The organism is Marinomonas polaris DSM 16579, assembly GCF_900129155.1.
GTDB lineage: Bacteria > Pseudomonadota > Gammaproteobacteria > Pseudomonadales > Marinomonadaceae > Marinomonas > Marinomonas polaris.
Map to the genome: position 1 here is coordinate 107079 of NZ_FQVF01000012.1, position 17447 is coordinate 124525.

General features: G+C 42.8%; 16 protein-coding genes and 1 tRNA gene. 16 read left to right on the top strand and 1 reads right to left on the bottom strand.

Annotated elements, in window-relative coordinates; genetic code table 11:
- The first annotated feature begins 55 nt into the window (after positions 1–55).
- From rlmE to BUA59_RS13920, 15 genes are all read left to right on the top strand, one after another.
- Entirely contained in the window at positions 56–676 is a 621-nt protein-coding gene (gene rlmE, locus BUA59_RS13850; RefSeq protein ID WP_072840293.1) for a 23S rRNA (uridine(2552)-2'-O)-methyltransferase RlmE, read from the top strand.
- Positions 677–736: 60 nt separating this feature from the next.
- Positions 737–2728: an ATP-dependent zinc metalloprotease FtsH gene (gene ftsH / locus BUA59_RS13855; RefSeq protein WP_072840294.1), complete on the top strand. Its 1992-nt coding sequence runs from the start codon at positions 737–739 to the stop codon at positions 2726–2728.
- 34 nt (positions 2729–2762) lie between these two features.
- Complete coding sequence (folP, locus tag BUA59_RS13860; protein ID WP_072840295.1) at positions 2763–3596, top strand: dihydropteroate synthase; 834 nt, start codon at positions 2763–2765, stop codon at positions 3594–3596.
- Complete coding sequence (glmM, locus tag BUA59_RS13865) at positions 3596–4942, top strand: phosphoglucosamine mutase (RefSeq protein ID WP_072840296.1); 1347 nt, start codon at positions 3596–3598, stop codon at positions 4940–4942. Before folP ends, glmM begins: the two co-directional genes overlap by 1 nt.
- Before the next feature lie 89 nt (positions 4943–5031).
- Entirely contained in the window at positions 5032–5781 is a 750-nt protein-coding gene (gene tpiA / locus BUA59_RS13870) for a triose-phosphate isomerase (protein ID WP_072840297.1), read from the top strand.
- Positions 5782–5784: 3 nt separating this feature from the next.
- Positions 5785–6138, top strand: a complete 354-nt coding sequence (secG, locus tag BUA59_RS13875; protein ID WP_072840298.1) for a preprotein translocase subunit SecG — start codon at positions 5785–5787, stop codon at positions 6136–6138.
- A gap of 51 nt (positions 6139–6189) precedes the next feature.
- A tRNA-Leu gene (locus BUA59_RS13880) sits at positions 6190–6275 on the top strand.
- Between the two features lie 330 nt (positions 6276–6605).
- Complete coding sequence (rimP, locus tag BUA59_RS13885; protein ID WP_012068743.1) at positions 6606–7067, top strand: ribosome maturation factor RimP; 462 nt, start codon at positions 6606–6608, stop codon at positions 7065–7067.
- Between the two features lie 28 nt (positions 7068–7095).
- Positions 7096–8586, top strand: a complete 1491-nt coding sequence (gene nusA / locus BUA59_RS13890) for a transcription termination factor NusA (protein ID WP_072840299.1) — start codon at positions 7096–7098, stop codon at positions 8584–8586.
- 26 nt (positions 8587–8612) lie between these two features.
- Positions 8613–11186, top strand: coding sequence for a translation initiation factor IF-2 (gene infB / locus BUA59_RS13895; RefSeq protein WP_072840300.1), 2574 nt, complete (start codon positions 8613–8615; stop codon positions 11184–11186).
- A 12-nt stretch (positions 11187–11198) separates the two neighbouring features.
- On the top strand, positions 11199–11588 hold the full coding sequence (gene rbfA / locus BUA59_RS13900; RefSeq protein ID WP_067013360.1) for a 30S ribosome-binding factor RbfA: 390 nt from the start codon (positions 11199–11201) through the stop codon (positions 11586–11588).
- Between the two features lie 9 nt (positions 11589–11597).
- Positions 11598–12524 (top strand): tRNA pseudouridine(55) synthase TruB, encoded by a 927-nt coding sequence (gene truB / locus BUA59_RS13905; protein ID WP_072840301.1) that lies wholly within the window; start codon positions 11598–11600, stop codon positions 12522–12524.
- A gap of 111 nt (positions 12525–12635) precedes the next feature.
- A complete protein-coding gene (gene rpsO / locus BUA59_RS13910; RefSeq protein ID WP_012068748.1) occupies positions 12636–12905 on the top strand; it encodes a 30S ribosomal protein S15 in 270 nt (89 codons plus the stop codon).
- A gap of 176 nt (positions 12906–13081) precedes the next feature.
- Positions 13082–15190: a polyribonucleotide nucleotidyltransferase gene (pnp, locus tag BUA59_RS13915; protein WP_072840341.1), complete on the top strand. Its 2109-nt coding sequence runs from the start codon at positions 13082–13084 to the stop codon at positions 15188–15190.
- Positions 15191–15354: 164 nt separating this feature from the next.
- The gene (locus BUA59_RS13920; protein WP_072840302.1) at positions 15355–15945 is read left to right on the top strand and encodes an LPP20 family lipoprotein; all 591 of its coding nucleotides are present in this window, start codon (positions 15355–15357) and stop codon (positions 15943–15945) included.
- A 56-nt stretch (positions 15946–16001) separates the two neighbouring features.
- Here BUA59_RS13920 and BUA59_RS13925 read toward each other — a convergent pair whose 3' ends face one another.
- Positions 16002–16412 carry an acyl-CoA thioesterase gene (locus tag BUA59_RS13925; RefSeq protein ID WP_072840303.1) on the bottom strand — a complete coding sequence of 137 codons (411 nt, stop codon included), beginning with the start codon at positions 16410–16412 and terminating at the stop codon, positions 16002–16004.
- Here BUA59_RS13925 and BUA59_RS13930 point away from each other — a divergent pair.
- Complete coding sequence (locus tag BUA59_RS13930) at positions 16411–17442, top strand: DUF3080 family protein (RefSeq protein WP_245813153.1); 1032 nt, start codon at positions 16411–16413, stop codon at positions 17440–17442. The genes BUA59_RS13925 and BUA59_RS13930 overlap by 2 nt on opposite strands.
- Positions 17443–17447: the final 5 nt, after the last annotated feature.

Sequence of the window (17447 nt, forward strand, 5' to 3'; positions counted from 1 at the left end):
TAGAGGTTAAGCGATATTATAGCGGAATATTGACTGATTTAGGTATGATGAAAACGTGGCAAGATCAAAAAGTAGTAATAATTGGATGAAGGAACATTTTGACGATCCGTATGTCAAAAAATCCCAACAAGATGGCTATCGCTCTAGAGCGAGTTATAAGCTGATAGAGATTAACGATAAGGACAGGTTGTTTAAGCCAGCGATGCGCGTTGTTGATCTTGGTGCAGCTCCTGGTGGTTGGTCTCAAGTGGCGGCAAAGCTTGTGGGTGATAACGGGACTATTGTTGCTTCAGATATTTTGGAAATGGCACCTTTGCCTGGTGTGAGTTTTGTTCAGGGGGATTTTACTGAGCAAGAAGTATACGAGGCAATCTTAGCTGAAATTGGAGATAAAAAAGCAGATCTTGTAATTTCAGATATGGCCCCCAATATGAGTGGTAACAGTTCTTCTGATCAGCCTCAGGCTATGTATCTTGTAGAACTTGCCTTGGATATGGCGGCTCAAGTGTTACGTCCAGGCGGAAATTTTCTGGTGAAGGTGTTTCAAGGTGAGGGGTTTGAAGAATACCTCAAAACCATGCGGGTTCAATTTGAATCTGTTGTGACGCGTAAACCAGATGCATCGCGAGCAAGAAGTCGCGAAGTTTACTTATTAGGAAGACAATATAAAGGTTAATGGGATATGTTCTGGTATGATTACCAGAGACATTTAAAATAACCGTTAAGAGGTGTGCTCTTGAACGATATGCTGAAAAATATACTGTTGTGGTTGGTTATAGCTGCTGTACTACTAACTGTGTTTAATAACTTTAATACGACATCTGACACAAATCGAATTTCTTATTCCGAGTTTGTGAAAGAAGTCCAAGATGGCCGTATAGCGAAAGTAGTTGTTGATGGTTATACCATTAGCGGCAGCCGAACTAGTGGTGACACCTTTGATACTGTGCGTCCTGCGGCAGCTGATCCAAAAATAATGGATGATTTGCTTAGCAATAATGTGGTTGTTGAAGGGCGTATGCCTGAACAGCAAAGTATTTGGACTCAACTATTAGTTGCCAGTTTTCCTATTCTTCTTATTCTTGCCATCTTCATGTTTTTCATGCGCCAAATGCAAGGCGGTGGTGGTGGCAAGGGCGGTCCAATGTCTTTTGGTAAATCCAAAGCACGCCTTTTGCCTGAAGATCAGATTAAAACAACGTTTGCAGATGTTGCTGGTTGTGACGAAGCAAAAGAAGACACCTCAGAATTGGTGGATTTTCTTCGCGAGCCGAGTAAGTTTCAGCGCCTTGGTGGTAAAATACCTCGTGGTATCTTAATGTGTGGGCCTCCAGGTACAGGTAAAACTTTGTTGGCTAAAGCAATTGCTGGCGAAGCAAAAGTGCCGTTCTTTACTATTTCTGGTTCTGACTTCGTTGAAATGTTTGTTGGTGTTGGTGCGTCTCGTGTCCGTGACATGTTTGAGCAAGCGAAAAAACATGCGCCATGTATCATCTTTATCGATGAGATTGATGCTGTTGGTCGTAATCGTGGTTCCGGTATGGGCGGTGGTAACGATGAGCGTGAGCAGACATTGAACCAACTGTTGGTTGAAATGGATGGTTTCGAGGGTAACGAAGGTATTATTGTTATTGCTGCGACAAACCGTCCGGACGTATTAGATCCAGCTTTGCTTCGTCCTGGTCGTTTTGACCGTCAAGTACAAGTAGGCTTACCTGATATTCGTGGTCGTGAACAAATTCTAAAAGTGCATTTGCGTAAAGTGCCTTGTGATGATGACGTAGAACCAAAGAACATTGCCCGTGGTACGCCTGGTTTCTCTGGTGCTGATTTGGCTAACCTAGTTAATGAAGCGGCATTGTTTGCTGCTCGTTCTAATCGTCGATTGGTAAATATGGAGCAGCTTGAGCTAGCAAAAGATAAAATCCTCATGGGTGCTGAACGTAAAACCATGGTGATGAGTGATAAAGAAAAGCTTAATACTGCCTACCATGAAGCTGGCCATACTATTATTGGTTATTTAATGCCTGAGCATGATCCAGTTTATAAGGTATCTATTATTCCTCGTGGTCGTGCACTAGGTGTCACTATGTATTTACCTGAAGAAGATAAATACAGTATTAGTAAGCGTGGTCTTGAAAGTCAGGTGTGTAGTTTGTATGGCGGTCGTATTGCTGAAGAAATGATTCATGGCTTTGATGGTGTTTCGACCGGTGCCTCAAATGATATTGAGCGCGCAACAAGTATTGCTCGTAACATGGTAACTAAATGGGGTTTGTCTGAAAAACTTGGTCCATTCGCCTATGAAGAAGATGATAATAATGGTGGCTATATTTCTGGGCCAACTGGAAGTAAGGCAAACTATTTCTCGCCTGAAACTGGCAAGATTATAGATGCTGAGGTTCAAGATATTATTAGTCGTTGTTATTCAAAAGCGACAACGATATTGGTTGAAAATCGTCCTAAGCTAGATGTTATGGCGGAAGCATTGATGCAGTATGAGACAATTGATGCTAAGCAAATCAAAGAGATTATGGACGGTAAAAAGCCATCTCCTCCTGAAGGTTGGTCTGATCCTAGTGCTAACACTCCTAAAGGTGATGATGCAGATAAAGTGAATGACGAAGTTGTTGCTTCATCTGGTGATGGTTCTTCTGAAAGTGAGGCAGAGTCAGATGATCTTGACTCTACTTCTGGTCAAGCTTCACCTAAACCAGCAGGTGAATAACGTCGAACTGTTAATTTTTTGATATGGTTTTTTCATGTCGTTAATGCCTTTTGGGGACAAGTCGCTAGACTTGTCCCTTCCTCATGTAATGGGGATACTAAATATTACTCCTGACTCGTTTTCGGATGGTGGTGCTTTTAATTCATTAGATGCTGCTTTGCGTCAGGCTGAAAAGATGATTAAAGAGGGTGCTAGCATTATAGATGTTGGTGGTGAGTCGACTCGCCCTGGTGCCGCGCCTGTTTCTATTCAGCAAGAACTGGATCGTGTGTTGCCTATTGTTGAAGCAATAAAAAAACGCTTCGATATCGTTGTGTCTGTAGATACTAGTACAACGGAGGTAATTCATGGGGCTGCTCTTTTAGGGATGGGGTTTATAAATGATGTTAGGGCGCTTGAGCGTGATGGTGCTTTGCAGGCCGCTGCCGAAACTGATTTGCCTATTTGTTTGATGCATATGAAAGGTGTGCCGCAAACAATGCAGGATCGACCTGATTATGTATCGGTGGTTGATGACGTTTTGAGTTATTTGATGTCTAGGGTTGTTGAGTGTGAGTCGGTTGGTATTTCTCGGTCTCGCCTTATTTTGGACCCAGGTATTGGGTTTGGGAAAACGCTGGCGCATAATTTATCGCTGCTGAAGCATACTGAAGTGTTTAAAGGTCTGGGGTTTGAAGTTCTTGTCGGTCTTTCGAGAAAGACTATGATAGGAGAAGCTTTAGGTTTGCCGGTTGAAGAGCGCTTATATGGCACTATGGGAGCAAATGCTTCTGCTTATTTGAAGGGTGCTCGTATTTTTAGAGTTCATGATGTTAGGCCGCATGTTGAAATGTTGGCGTTAATGTCTCGTATTGAGAGAGAGATTTAATGCGTAAGTATTTTGGTACAGATGGAATTCGTGGGAAAGTCGGTACGACGCCAATTACGCCAGAGTTTATGCTTAAGCTTGGTTGGGCGGCTGGCCAAGTTTTTAAGGAAAATGATAAGAAGATTCTGATAGGTAAAGATACTCGTATTTCTGGTTACATGTTTGAGTCTGCGCTTGAGTCTGGCATTGTTGCGGCCGGTGCGGATGTGCGTTTAGTTGGCCCTATGCCAACGCCTGCGATTGCTTATTTGACTCGAACATTCCGTGCGAGTGCTGGCATTGTTATTAGTGCGTCTCATAATCCTTATACTGACAATGGTATTAAGTTTTTTTCTGCCGAAGGTGGAAAGATTTCTGATGAGATAGAAGAGCGCATTGAGTATTTTCTTGAGCAGCCAATGGTAGTGGTTGAATCTAGTCTTATCGGGCGTGCAAAGCGTATTGATGATGCTGCAGGGCGTTACATTGAATATTGTAAGGGTACGTTCCCTATTGGTTTGCAGTTAAGCGGTCTTAAAATCGTTGTCGATTGTGCTGATGGTGCTACCTATCACGTTGCTCCTCGTGTGTTTTCCGAGCTGGGTGCGGAAGTTATATCGATTGGTGTTAATCCTGATGGATTGAATATCAATGAGTTTAGTGGTGCGACTAAGCCAGAGTTGTTACGTAAAAATGTTTTAGCTGAAGAAGCTGATCTTGGTATCGCGCTAGATGGTGATGGTGACCGCTTGATATTAGTTGATCGTCACGGTGTGGTGCGCGATGGTGATGATATTCTGTATATTATCGCTAATCATCTTATGCGTACTGGGCGTTTTAGTGGTGGTGTTGTTGGTACTCTGATGAGTAACTTCGGCTTGGAATTGGCTTTCTCTGAAACGGGTATTGGCTTTAGTCGCGCTGCGGTTGGAGATAGGTACGTCAATGAAAAATTGATGCAGCATGGTTGGGTGTTGGGTGGTGAGCCATCTGGGCATATCGTATGTCGCTCAATTACTACGACAGGCGATGGTATCATTGCTGCGCTTCAGGTGCTTCGTGCCATGGTTGAAGAGGGTAAGGCGCTTGATGAGCTCTTGGTTGGCTTGGTTAAATTTCCTCAAAAGTTGAAAAATATTCGTGTGGCCAAGCGTTTTATTCCAAATGAAGAGCCAGCTTTGCAGAAGGCAATTGCTGTAGCAAATGAGCGTTTGAACGGCTTGGGCCGTGTATTGCTTCGGGCTTCTGGTACTGAACCTTTGATTCGAGTTATGGTCGAGGGTCGAGATAATGACACTGTAGATGAGCTTGTTGATTATTTAGTTGAAGAAGTTAATTCTGTAGTTTCCGCTAAAGCAAATACATAAAATGAATTTTATGTATTGAATAACAATAAATACTTGAAACCAAAGCGCCCATTCCATAGAATGGGCGCCTCGAATTTAGGGGTTAGGATATGATTCGTCAGAAAATAGTAGCTGGTAACTGGAAAATGAATGGCTCGAAAGAGTCTATTGTTTCACTGATTAACGGTTTGCTTGAGATGGATGGTTCTAGCTCTGAAGTGGTTGTTGCTCCATCTTTTCCCTATTTGTCGCAAGTTGATGAATTGATATCTGCTAGTAGTATAGTTTTAGCTGCGCAGAATGTTAGTCAAGAAGTGAAAGGTGCCTTTACAGGTGAAGTATCTACTTCTATGTTGGGCGACTTTGGGGTTAAGTATGTGTTGCTTGGTCATTCAGAGAGGCGTTCTCTTTATGGTGAAACAAATGAGCTTATAGCTTCTAAAGTAAAAGCAGTTTTAGATTTTGGTTTGACTCCAATGTTATGTATCGGTGAAACATTGGCTGAGCGAGAGTCAGGCAAGACGCTAGAAGTATGTGAACAGCAACTTCAGGCTGTTGTTGATGTTGTTGGTATCGCTTCATTTGAGCAGATGGTTATTGCTTATGAGCCGGTATGGGCAATAGGGACAGGTTTGTCCGCAAGTGCAGAACAAGCACAAGATGTTCATAAATCTATTCGGGCCTTTTTGGCCAAAACATCGGAATCTGTTTCTCAGAAAGTGCAGATTCTATATGGTGGAAGTGTTAAGGCATCAACCAGCTCGGCTTTGTTTCAAATGCCTGATGTAGATGGTGCTCTTGTTGGTGGTGCATCTCTTGATGCAAAAGAATTTATCGCGATTGTAAAAACAGCAGGTTAATTGATGGAAGCACTAATTTTAGTTTTGCATGTACTGGCGGCGGTAGTTATTATCGCGTTGGTTTTGTTGCAGCAAGGCAAAGGTGCGGACGCTGGCGCCTCTTTTGGTGGTGGTGCGTCCCAGACAGTATTTGGGAGTCAAGGTGGTGGTAGTTTCTTTGGGAAAATGACCGCAGTGTTTGCATTGATTTTCTTTTTGACTAGTTTTGGTCTGGCTTTTTTTGCCAGTGAACAAGCAAAAAGTGTTTCAGGTGCGCTTGATTTTGTTCCTTCAGCTCCTCAAGTTGAAGAAACTATAGGTTTACCAGAGTTAGGTGATAAGAAAAAAACATCATCTGATCTACCTGTAACTGAGTAATATTTAGTTATACTGGTTTTGAAAGTGTTTGTGTTAGCTGTGTAGTGCTTTGCGGATGTGGCGGAATTGGTAGACGCGCCACCTTGAGGGGGTGGTGAGCTATGCTCGTGGGGGTTCGAGTCCCCCCATCCGCACCAATCTTGAATTGATGTCGTATTTTGTGTATGATGTCGGAATATTGATGCAGAGCAATCTGGTTTGTCGAGATTTGAGTTTCTTTTTTAAAAGATATTCTTCTCATGGTTTTCCTAGTTTAGGTATCCGCACCAGTTTGTTCTTAGTGTTTAGTGTCAGGATTGACGACCTTCTTTATGAAGGATGCTCTCTCAGTTTTATTTGAGCAGAGTGCTGAGAACCCCTATATGGGGTTTTTTGTTATCTGTACTGTTACTGTTTATAAATGAAAATGGGCCTTGAGCCCGTTTTTTGTTTCTGCGTTTTACAAAATTGGTTTTCGGAGAAAACGATTGTCAGCAAAATATACGATTTTAGAAGAACTTATTCGACCAGTCGTTGAAGGTTTAGGGTTTGAGTTTTGGGGGATGGAATATTTATCTTTAGGTAAAGATTCTGTGCTTCGTATTTATATCGAAACGGATGCTGAAAAAGGGATTGACGTAGAAGATTGCGCCCGAGTTAGCCGTCAAGTTAGTTCTATTCTAGATGTTGAAGACCCAATTACTGGGGAGTACAACCTAGAGGTATCGTCACCAGGTTTAGATCGGCCTTTATTCAGTTTGGCTCAATATCAGGCTTATATCGGTTCTATTGTTTCTTTGCGCTTGCGTGTGCCTTTTGATGGGCGACGTAAGTTTAAAGGGCAACTAATGGGGATCGAAAGCGAAGATATTGTTATTCGCGTAGATCAAGAAGAATACTTATTGCCTATCGATTTGATCGATAAAGCAAATGTTGTTCCACAATTTTAAAAATTAACCTTGAAGAGAGGCTAAAAGGATGAGCAAAGAAATTCTTTTGGTAGTGGAAGCCGTTTCCAACGAGAAAGATGTTCCGAAACAAGTTATTTTCGAAGCCGTTGAAATTGCTTTAGCTAGTGCTGCCAAACGCCGTTTTGAAGAAGACGCATTAATTCGCGTCTCTATTGATCAGCGTACAGGTGATTACAAAACTTACCGTCAATGGCATATTGTTGCAGATGAAGATTATTCCGCTCCAGCATTCGAATTAACAATTGATGATTCTGAAGAACAAAATCTTGGTGTGCCTATTGGCGAGATTTACGAAGAAGAAGTTGAGTCTGAAGTATTTGGTCGTATTGCTGCCCAAACAGCTAAACAAGTTATCGTACAAAAGGTACGTGAAGCTGAACGCGCTAAAATGGTGGCGTTGTACACGGAAAAAGTTGGCAAGCTTGTTCATGGTCAGGTCAAAAAAGTGACTCGTGATAGCTTGATTATTGATCTTGGTGAAAACGCGGAAGCGTCATTACCAAAAGATCAATTGATCGCTCGTGAAAGTTTCAGAATGAATGACCGTATCCGTGCATTGTTGCTTGAAATTCGCGATGACAGTCGTGGTGCGCAATTAATTCTGTCTCGTAACGCGCCAGCATTCATGATCGAGTTGTTCCGCCTTGAAGTGCCAGAAATCGCTGAAGAAGTTATCGAAATTCGTGGTGCTGCACGTGATCCTGGTTTACGTGCCAAAATTGCTGTTAAAACGAATGACCGCCGTATTGACCCAATCGGTGCTTGTGTCGGTATGCGTGGTGCGCGAGTTCAAGCAGTCTCTAACGAGATGAATGGCGAACGTGTTGATATCGTACTTTGGGATGATAACCCAGCTCAGCTAGTGATCAACGCAATGGCACCTGCAGAAGTGGACTCTATTGTCATTGATGAAGATGCGCATTCTATGGATGTTGCCGTCAAGAGTGATAATTTAGCACAAGCGATTGGCCGTAATGGTCAAAACGTTCGTTTAGCGTCTACTCTGACTGGTTGGTCTTTGAATGTAATGACCAGCGAAGATGCAGAAGCTAAGCAGCAAGAAGAATCGCAAAAGCTGATTGATATCTTCGTTAATGGATTAGATATCGATGATGATTTGGCGATCCAGATGGTTGATGAGGGATTCACTTCTTTAGAAGAAGTCGCTTATATCCCAATGGAAGAAATGTTAGACATCGATGGATTTGATGAAGATTTAGTAAACGAGCTACGTTCACGTGCAAAAGAAGCTTTGCTGAACCAAGCGCTTCAAGCTGAAGAGCAATTAGACGATGCCAAACCTGCTGCCGACTTATTGGCGATGGAAGGAATGGATAACCACCTTGCTTTGGTGCTTGCTTCTATGGGTGTTGTTACTATGGAAGATTTGGCTGAACAATCAGTTGATGAATTGCTTGACGTTGAAGGTATGACTGAAGAGGGTGCAGGTCGTCTTATCTTGACTGCTCGCGCACCTTGGTTTACTGAATCTGAATAAAATCTGAGTACATAAGGGGGAACTTAATGACAGTTCAAACCGTAAAGATACTATCCGAGCTGGTAAATACGCCAGTCGATAAGCTACTAGCTCAGATGAAAGACGCTGGTCTGCCTCAAACGAGTGCAAGCCAAGAAGTCTCTGAAGTTGAAAAGCAAGCACTATTGAATTATTTGAAGCGTCAACATGGTGAAGAGGGCGATAACAGCCAGCGTATTACTTTACAGCGTAAGACGACAAGTACCTTATCTCGTGGTGATGGCGGAAAAGCTGTCAATGTTGCTGTGAAGAAAAAACGCACTTATGTTAAGCGTGATGATGTAGATGAAGAAGCTCAACAGAAAGAAGAGTTAGCGAAGCGTCTTGCAGAAGAGCAAGAACGTTTAGCACAAGAGAAAGCTCGTCTTGAGTTAGAGCGTAAGCAAGAAGAAGAGAAGGCGGCCAAAGCGAAGGCTGAAGCCGAAGAAAAAGCGCGTCAAGAAGCAACGGTGAAAAACGTCGTAGCGGATGCTGGCGCGGTCAATGAAACGGAGCAGTATGTTTCCGATATAGGAGCGGCAGAACCCGTGGAATCACCGAAGCAGCCTAAAGCGGCGAAAAAAGTGTCTCAACCAGCAATGGATAGTAAAAAATCTACTGTTGCACCTAAAGGCAAAAAGGGTCCAGTTAGACATGACAACGACAAAGATAAAGATAAACCTCGTGGTCGCGTAAACCCAGACAACAAACGTACTTCACGCGTTAATGTGAATGATGAAGATGAATTTACTCGTCGTGGTAAATTGGGTCGTAAGAATAAGAAGCCATCTAAACAAGAACATGGTTTCCAAAAGCCTACGGCTAAAATGATCCATGAAGTGGCATTGCCTGAAAGTATTACAGTGGCTGATCTTGCTGAAAAAATGGCAGTGAAAGGCGCTGAAGTTATTAAGATCATGTTTAAAATGGGCGCTATGGCGACTATTAACCAGACAATTGACCGTGATACAGCGACTTTAGTTGTTGAAGAAATGGGCCATACGGTTAAGTTTATCGATGAAAATGCTGTCGAAAACGACATGATTGAAGCCATTGACTACCAAGGTGAAGCAATTAAACGTGCACCAGTAGTTACCGTAATGGGTCACGTTGACCATGGTAAAACATCATTGCTTGATTACATTCGTACAACTCGTGTTGCTGCGGGTGAGTCTGGCGGTATTACCCAGCACATTGGTGCTTACCATGTTGAAACACCACATGGCATGATCAGCTTCTTGGATACACCTGGACACGCTGCGTTTACCTCTATGCGTGCTCGTGGTGCTAAGGCGACAGACATTGTTATTCTAGTTTGTGCTGCTGATGATGGTGTAATGCCGCAAACAATCGAGGCGATCCAGCATGCACGTGCAGCTGGTGTACCAATGGTTGTTGCCATGACTAAGATCGACAAAGAAGGCGCTGATATCGATCGTGTTAAAAATGAATTGGTAGCGCAAGAAGTTGTGCCAGAAGAATGGGGTGGTGACATCCAGTTTGTTGGCGTATCTGCAAAATCTGGTGAAGGTATCGAAGCGCTTTTAGAAGCGGTTCTTCTTCAGGCTGAAGTATTAGAGTTGACGGCTGTTCCTAGCGCACCTGCTAAAGGGGTTGTTGTTGAAGCTCGCCTTGATCGTGGTCGTGGTTCTGTTGCAACTTTGCTTGTGCAAAACGGTACTTTGAAGAAAGGCGACATTGTGTTAGCCGGTCTTCAAATGGGTCGTGTTCGTGCTTTGTTGGATGAAACTGGTAAGGCTATTGACTCTGCAGGTCCATCTATTCCAGTTGAGATTCTTGGTCTTGACGGAACGCCAGAAGCTGGTGAAGAGTTCATCGTTGTTGCTGATGAGCGTAAAGCGCGTGAAGTAGCTAACTTCCGTCAGGGTAAATACCGCGAAGTACGCTTTGCTCGTCAACACTCTGCTAAATTGGAGAACTTGTTCTCTGAAATGGGTAAAGACGAAGTTCGTACTTTGAATGTGGTTCTAAAAGCAGACGTTCGTGGTTCTCTAGAAGCTTTGATCAAATCATTGACTGATATGAACACTGACGAAGTAAAAGTGAATGTCGTATCTAGTGGCGTTGGTGGTATCACCGAAACGGATGCTACTTTGGCTTTAGCTTCAGATGCCGTTATCTTTGGTTTCAACGTACGTGCTGATAACTCTGCTAAGCAGTTTATCGAACGTGAAAGTATTGATCTTCGTTACTACAGCGTTATCTACAACATCATTGATGATGTTAAGTCTGCTTTGTCTGGTATGTTGTCGCCAGATCTTCGTGAAGACATCAAAGGTACTGCTGAAGTGCGTGATGTGTTCCGTTCGCCTAAGTTTGGCTTGGTTGCCGGCTGTATGGTTATCGAAGGTACGGTTTACCGTAACAAGCAGATCCGTGTATTGCGTGATGACGTTGTTATTTACGAAGGTGAACTTGAGTCTCTTCGTCGTTTCAAAGATGCTGTTAACGAAGTTAGCCGCGGTATGGAATGTGGTATCGGCGTGAAGAACTACAATGATGTCAAAGTAGGCGATAAGATCGAGGTTTTTGAAACCGTCGAAGTAGCGCGTACGCTTTAATAGGACAAGATCATGGCAGGCGAATTTAGTCGTACTAGTCGGATTGGTGACCAGCTCCAAAAGGAGCTGGCGTCCTTGATCCAGTTTGAAGTAAAAGATCCTCGCTTAGGATTAGTTACTGTCAACGAAGTACGTGTAGCAAAAGATTTAGGCTATGCGGATATTTATTACACCGTACTTGGTAAAGATGACCAGCCAGAAGTATTGGCTGAGAACCAAGCTGCACTTGATAGTGCGAAAGGGTTCTTGCGTCGTCGTTTAGCACAAGAAGTAAAACTTCGTGTTATGCCGCATTTGCGTTTCCACTACGACCAGAGTGTTGTTAATGGTTCACGCATGTCTGCTCTTATTGACGAAGCAATTCGTGATGATGAGACAAAAAACGGTAACGAAGGCGAGTAATAAGTTCGTATGGTTAAAGCAAAATGGCGTTCAGTGGACGGTATCGTTCTACTGAACAAGCCGATAGGTTTAAGTTCGAACCAAGCGCTGCAGCGTGTCCGCCGTCTTTATCAGGCAGCAAAAGCTGGACATACTGGGGCGCTTGACCCTTTGGCAACAGGAATGTTGCCATTGTGTCTCGGAGAAGCGACGAAATTTTCTCAATATTTATTGGATGCAAATAAGCGTTATCTAACCTGCATACAGTTGGGAAAAAGAACCACAACCGGTGATCGTGAAGGTGAGGTATTAACTGAGGAGTTGATCCCTACTCTTACTGATGAATCTCTTGAAGAAATTCTAGACGGATTTCGTGGTGAAATTGAGCAAATACCTCCCATGTATTCTGCTTTAAAGCACGAAGGTAGGCCTTTGTATGAGTATGCCCGTCAAGGCATCGTTATTGAAAGGAAACGTCGTCGCGTTACTATTTCAAATCTAACTCTTGTTTCAAGAACCGAAGATACACTGACACTTGATATTCAGTGTTCCAAAGGTACTTATATTCGAACCATTGGCGAGGATATTGGTGAAGCGTTAGGTTGTGGTGCGCATCTTCATTCTTTGCATCGTATTTCGACGGCGGGATATTTGCCTGAAAATATGATGACGTTAGAGCAGTTTGAAGTGATAGCGGAGCAAGGATATGAGGCATTAGATTCTCATCTAATTTCGATGGATACCGCTGTAGAACATTTCACTAGAGTCGATTTACCTGAGGCGGATACACTGGATATGATGTTTGGTCGAACCATACCTAGTCCTGTTTCATTAGAACATGAAACTGTAGTGAGAATGTACGATCATGGATCACAGCGCTTCTTAGGCCTTGGGCAAATTAAAGAGACGTCTATTCGTCCTTATCGACTGGTAAATACCAGCGAGTTCTCTTTATAAATAGCAGTGAGTTCTGCTAAAAAGAGTGTTAAACTTGCTAGCTTAGGATGACTGAAAATATGCTCGGCTATCCTTTACTTTTAATAGCATATTAATTTGGAGATTAAGATTATGGCATTGTCTGCAGAATCAAAAGCAGCGTTGGTAAAAGAGTTTCAAGTAGCGGAAGGCGACACTGGTTCTCCTGAAGTTCAAGTAGCATTGTTGACTAAGAACATCGAAGGTCTTCAAGGTCACTTTAAAGCTCATATCCACGACCATCATTCTCGTCGCGGTCTAATCCGCATGGTAAACCAGCGTCGTAAGTTGTTGGATTACCTTAAGCGTAAAGATGCAGCTCGTTACACTAGTTTGATTAAAAAACTAGGTCTGCGTCGCTAAGACTGAGAAAGGGCCATAAGTTATTATGGCCCTTTTTTTATTGGTCTCCCAAGGGACAGCCTGTACTTCATATGCACTTTTCTTCTCCTGAATGAAGAAGCTGAAAGAGTTCATATGAGTACTGGCTTAAAAAGAGGTCTTTGGGAGAAGAAATTTTTTTAATAAAAGGAATACGTGTGAGTATTACTACAAAAACTTTTCAGTTCGGTAATGATACCGTAACGCTAGAAACAGGCCGCATTGCTCGCCAAGCAACAGGCGCTGTTCTTTGTACAATTGGTGATGCACAAGTACTTGCTACTGTTGTAGGCGCTAAATCAGCTAAGGCTGGCCAAGACTTTTTTCCATTATCTGTTCATTATCAAGAGCGTGCTTACGCAGTTGGTAAAATTCCAGGTGGCTTCTTAAAACGTGAAGGCCGTCCTTCTGAAAAAGAAACACTGACTTCTCGTTTGATCGACCGTCCAATCCGTCCATTGTTCCCTAAAGGGTTTATGAACGAAGTTCAGGTTGTTTGTACTGTTATGTCTACTAACACTAACTTAGACGCTGATATTGCGGCTATGTTGGCAACGTCTGCAGCATTGACTATTTCTGGTATTCCGTTCAATGGTCCTATCGGTGCGGCTCGTGTTGGTTTTAACGACGAGTCTGGTTATGTTCTTAACCCAAGCTATTCTGATCTAGATGGTTCTTTGCTAGACATGGTCGTAGCAGGTACGAAAGACGCAGTATTGATGGTTGAGTCTGAAGCGCAAGAGCTTACAGAAGACGAAATGCTAGGTGCTGTACTTTACGCTCATAAAGAAATGCAAGCGGCGATTTCTGCCATTACAGAATTCGCAGCTGAGTGTGCTAAGCCTCGTTGGGATTGGGTTGCAGATGCGGCAAACGTTTCTTTGACTGATGCACTTCAATCTGGTTACGCAGCTCAAATCGAAGAAGCGTACGGAATCAGCGAAAAAATGGCTCGTTACGCTCAACTAGGTGTTGTTCGTGATGCGGCTGTTGCTGCACTTGTTACTGCAGAAGGTGAGTTCTCAGAAGCTGACGTTACTGGCGCTTTCTCTAAACTTGAAAAACGCATTGTTCGTCGCCGTGTTATCGATGGCAAGCCTCGTATTGATGGTCGTGATAATAAAACAGTTCGTCCAATCAACGTTGAAGTTGGTCTACTAAGTAAAACTCATGGTTCTGCTTTGTTCACTCGTGGTGAAACCCAGGCGATTGCAACTTGTACGCTTGGTACGAGCCGCGATTCACAAATGACTGATGGTTTGACTGGCGAAAGTAAAGACAGCTTCATGCTTCATTACAACTTCCCTCCATACTCTGTAGGTGAGTGTGGTCGTATGGGTGGTGTTGGTCGTCGTGAAATTGGTCACGGTCGTCTAGCTCGTCGTGGTGTTCAGGCTGTATTGCCTTCTGAAGATGAATTCCCGTACACAATCCGTATCGTATCTGAGATTACTGAATCTAACGGTTCAAGCTCTATGGCATCTGTGTGCGGCGCGTCTTTGTCTATGATGGACGCTGGTGTTCCTCTTAAGGCACCTGTTGCAGGTATCGCAATGGGTCTTATCAAAGAAGACGATGGTTTTGCTGTATTGACTGATATCTTAGGTGACGAAGATCACCTTGGCGATATGGACTTTAAAGTAGCGGGTACTGCAGAAGGTATTACTGCGCTTCAAATGGACATCAAAATCGAAGGTATCAACGAAGAGATTATGGATATCGCCTTGAGCCAAGCGCTTGAAGCTCGTACTCATATCCTTCGAGAGATGGCGAAAGTAATTGGTTACGCTCGTCCAGAAGTTTCTCCTAACGCGCCTTCTATGGCGACGATCAAAATTGATCCAGAGAAAATTCGTGACGTCATCGGTAAAGGTGGTGCAACAATTCGTTCTATCACTGAGCAAACTGGCGCTTCTATCGATCTAGATGACGACGGTACTGTTCGTATTTACGCTGCTGATAAAGCATCTTCTGATGCAGCATTGCTGAAGATTCATGAAATCACTGCTGAAGCAGAAGTAGATAAACTTTACAAAGGTAAAGTAGTTCGCCTAGCTGAGTTTGGTGCTTTCGTAAACATCTTACCTGGTAAAGATGGTTTGGTTCACATCTCTCAAATTGCTGAAGAGCGTATTCGTGCAGTAACCGACTTCCTTTCTGAAGGTCAAGAAGTTATCGTTAAAGTACTAGATGTTGATGCTCGTGGTCGTATCAAGCTTTCTATGAAAGATGTGACCGAAGAAGAAAAAGCAGCTTACACTGAGTAATTTCTAGTGTAAATTGATGTAAAAAGGCGCTATTTATAGCGCCTTTTTTTGTTTTTAATGCACTGAATAGACTAAAATAGCAGCATTGTAATTAATGTTCGGGTTATATTTTTGACACTATTTATCTCTTAGTAGTTCAGTCTCTTAGATAAAAGGAAAAGATGATGACGTTTAAAATTGTGGGTTTATTAGCGGCTAGTCTTGTATTGGCAGCATGTAGTAAAGATGCCTTGAATACGCCCGTTGAGGCAATTTCTGATTGTGTGTTTGCTGATGGTTCTAATCAGGCTGCTCCTGCTTGGGTGTGTGGTGCTCCTGTTGAGGGTGTGGCTTTGTCTGCAGTTGGTTATAGCGAAAAATCTGCCGCTGGCCCTAACTATATGAAACAGATGGCTGCAACAGCGGCACGTGTTGAGTTGGCGCAAGTACTTAGCCTTGATCTGCAAAACATGGTCAAGCAGTATGTTGAAACAACAGGTGCTGGTGATGCTGAAACAGTTGATCGTGTGAATAGTGTAGTGACTAAGCAAGTTACTGAGCAGCAATTAATTGGATCTAAAGTTGTACGTCAGATGCCTACGCCTAGTGGTGGTTTGGTTGTTTTGGTTGGTTTAGATCCTGAGCAAGCTGGAAAAGTAGCACAAGATATTTTGCGTACTTCTATGAAAAATGAACAAGCTTTGTACCAAAAATTAGAATCTGAAAAAAGTTTTGATGAGTTGGCGGCAGAAATTGCCAAGCGTCACGCTCAGTAAAATACAGCGATGAGTAGTACACAACTTTATGTGCTGCTACTCATCATGCTCCCTTTCTAAAGATTTGCTTCTTCATCAAAAATCGGAGTGGGCTTTTTGTTGCTGTCTACGGCCACAAAATTGAAATGTCCGGTTACTGCCTTTGTGCGTTTATCGCTATCCAATTGCTCTAAAAAAATTGATACTTCTACTTTTAGCGAGGTTCTGCCAACATGAACCACGCGAGCGATTAATTCAACTAAAATGCCTGAAGGTATCGGTTGTTTAAAGTCCACTTGTTCTGTTGAAATGGTTACCATGGTTTTTCTGGCAAAACGGGTGGCAGCAATATAGGCAACTTCGTCCATCCACTGTAGGGCGATACCACCGAATAAGGTATCGTAATGGTTTGTTGTTGCTGGAAACACCATCTTTGCAACGCGTGTTTCTGATATTTCTTCTCGTTTTTGGATGAGTAGCTTGTTCATGTTAATAAAACCTTTTCTTTCAATGATTCTGTTAGGCGGCATTATACTCGCTGGAGTAAGTGGTTGTGATACGCGTTTTAAAGCAGAAGACGTTTTATCTCAATATGTTGTGGATTTAAATCGTTCTCAGTTTTTGTCTATTTCATCTCCAGCAATTGTAATGCCAGCTAGCTTGCCGTCATCACGTAATCGTCAACAAAGTTTGACTCACTTCGATATTGGTTTATTAGATTTCTTGTCTTTGCAGCGGTGTGATGTTGGTATTGTGGCGGGCAGAAAAAATAGCATTCTTGGTAAGGTTATGCCTGATAGTCAGCGATTTTTATACGAGCTAGACATCATTCGCGCTATAGAGTCGTGTGATATAAAGAATGAGTCTTTGTCTAAAGAATTGTATCAAATAGCCCAACAGAAGCGCCTTGAATTACCTATGGCATTCGGTAATGCTCTTTTTAATGGCGCAGAAAGCGAGGCGTTTTTTAGTTTATCTAATGGTTTTTTACCTCTCAACTATTCTACTGCAGAGCAACAGGAGCTATTGAATTCTTTAAATCGATTGCTTGCCATTGGTGAGAGTCTTGAGGATTTACCACTTGTTGATGCTAATGTTTTTGAGGGAGATTTGAAAATACTAATGGACAGTGAGTACGCTGGCCGACTGTTGTATTCGTTGGCACGTGTCACTAGTTATTTAGATCTTGTTGCGAATAAAGTGAAAGCATTAGATGGTAATATTTGTGGAGCTCCAATGGTTTATCTTAAACAGCAGTTTGAGACGCATTATGTAAAAGTTGTTCAGCCTTATATGGGGCGAATAACTCGCGGAGCTTATCAGATACTGCCACTTTTGAATCGTTTGTTTGAGGTAAGTGAGCCTTTAAGTCGTGATATGCAAACTTTTTCGTATCAATTTTCTCTGAATGAAGCGACTAGTGAATGGCAGCGTTACCAGCTTGTGTCTCAATATCATGCTAAGCAGTGGAGTGCTTTGTTTGCTAAGTGTTCAATATCTATTGGTGGCAAGTCTTAGCATAA